3 protein-coding genes are annotated in these 1,863 nt (G+C 45.8%); all 3 read left to right on the top strand.

Going from position 1 to position 1,863, the window contains the following annotated elements; translation table 11 throughout:
- Nucleotides 1-585 (top strand): 3-oxoacid CoA-transferase subunit A (locus AC1M86_RS14740; protein WP_035270774.1); only part of this gene is annotated, 585 nt, incomplete at its 5' end.
- 20 nt (nucleotides 586-605) lie between these two features.
- Nucleotides 606-1,259, top strand: coding sequence for a 3-oxoacid CoA-transferase subunit B (locus AC1M86_RS14745; RefSeq protein ID WP_180028014.1), 654 nt, complete (start codon nucleotides 606-608; stop codon nucleotides 1,257-1,259).
- Between the two features lie 23 nt (nucleotides 1,260-1,282).
- The coding region (locus AC1M86_RS14750; RefSeq protein ID WP_481608249.1) for a thiolase family protein at nucleotides 1,283-1,863 on the top strand (581 nt) is incomplete at its 3' end.

Consider the following 1,863-nt stretch of genomic DNA (forward strand, 5'->3'; position numbering starts at 1 on the left):
GCAGGTCAGCCTGCTGAACTCATCGATGGCTTAATTGAACTCGGTATTAAAGACTTAGTGATCGTCAACAACAACGCAGGTAATGGTGATTACGGCTTGGCTAAACTGTTACAAGCAGGCGCTGTACGTAAAATCATCTGTTCTTTTCCTCGTCAGTCTGACTCTTATGTCTTCGATGAACTCTACCGTGCAGGCAAAATCGAGTTAGAACTTGTACCGCAAGGCAACTTGGCTTGCCGTATTCAAGCGGCGGGTATGGGCTTAGGTCCAATCTACACACCAACAGGTTTTGGTACTTTGCTCGCTGAAGGCAAACCAACCATGAATTATGAAGGTAAAGACTACGTTTTAGAAAATCCAATCAAAGCTGACTTTGCGTTAATTAAAGCGCATAAGGGCGATCGCTGGGGGAACTTGGTGTACCGTAAATCTGCACGTAACTTTGGTCCAATTATGGCCATGGCAGCAGATATCACCATCGCACAAGTATCAGAAGTCGTGGAACTCGGTGCCTTAGATCCTGAACACATCATCACCCCTGGGATCTTTGTACAACACGTTGTACAAGTTCAACCTGCGCAGTAATTTGAGATTGGAGAAATAAAATGAGTTATCAAAAATTAACCCGTGATCAAATTGCTGAACGTGTTGCACAAGATATTCCTGATGGTGCTTATGTCAACCTTGGGATTGGTTTACCAACTAAAATCTCGAGCTATTTACCTGCTGACAAAGATGTCTTTTTACATTCTGAAAATGGTTTATTGGCCTTTGGTCCACCCCCTGCGGAAGAAGACCGTGACCCTGAGTTAATTAACGCAGGTAAAGAGTTTGTAACCCTGCTAGAAGGCGGAGCTTTCTTCCATCATGGTGATTCATTTGCCATGATGCGTGGTGGTCATTTAGACATCGCGGTACTGGGTGCTTTCCAAGTCGCAGAAAATGGTGATCTTGCAAACTGGCATACCGGTGCACCTGATGCCATCCCTGCTGTGGGTGGTGCAATGGACTTAGCCGTGGGTGCGAAAAAAGTCTTTATTACCACCGATCATGTCACTAAAAAAGGCGAACCGAAAATCGTTGCTGAGCTGACTTATCCTGCGACAGGTTTGAAATGTGTGGACCGCATTTATACGGACCTTTGTGTGATTGATGTGACGGCAGATGGTATGAAAGTCATTGAGAAAGTTGAAGGCTTATCTTTTGAAGAGCTTCAATCGATGACGGGTGCCAAACTCATTGATGCCACTCAGGCTTAAGACTGGTTTTAGGATCTTACACTATGAAAAACGCATACATCATTGATGCCATCCGTACGCCTTTTGGTCGTTATGCCGGTGGTTTAGCCCCTGTCCGTGCGGATGACTTAGGTGCAGTGCCATTAAAAGCGTTAATGGAACGTAACCCTTCTGTGGATTGGAATGTCGTCGATGACGTTTTATTTGGCTGTGCCAACCAAGCCGGTGAAGATAATCGTAACGTCGGTCGTATGTCGGCGCTTTTAGCAGGTATTCCTTATACAGTACCTGCAACCACAGTCAACCGTTTATGTGGTTCATCACTCGATACCGTAGCAATGGCCGCGCGTGCCATTAAAGCTGGTGAGGCTGACGTGATTGTGGCAGGTGGTGTTGAATCTATGTCACGTGCCCCATTTGTGATGGGTAAATCTGAGAGTGCATTTGGTCGTAGTCAAAAGATTGAAGACACCACCATGGGCTGGCGTTTTATCAACCCGAAGCTTAAAGAAATGTATGGTGTTGAAACCATGCCGCAAACGGCTGAAAACGTGGCTGAACAGTTCAATATTAGCCGTGCTGATCAAGACCAATTTGCTTTAACCAGCCAACAACGTACGGCTGC

The sequence above is a fragment of the Acinetobacter sp. ANC_7654 genome, from assembly GCF_056779855.1.

Bases quoted from the DNA above. Each gene is read 5' to 3' on its own strand.
- AC1M86_RS14745 (WP_180028014.1), top strand. From the start codon at position 606: ATGAGTTATCAAAAATTAACCCGTGATCAAATTGCTGAACGTGTTGCA.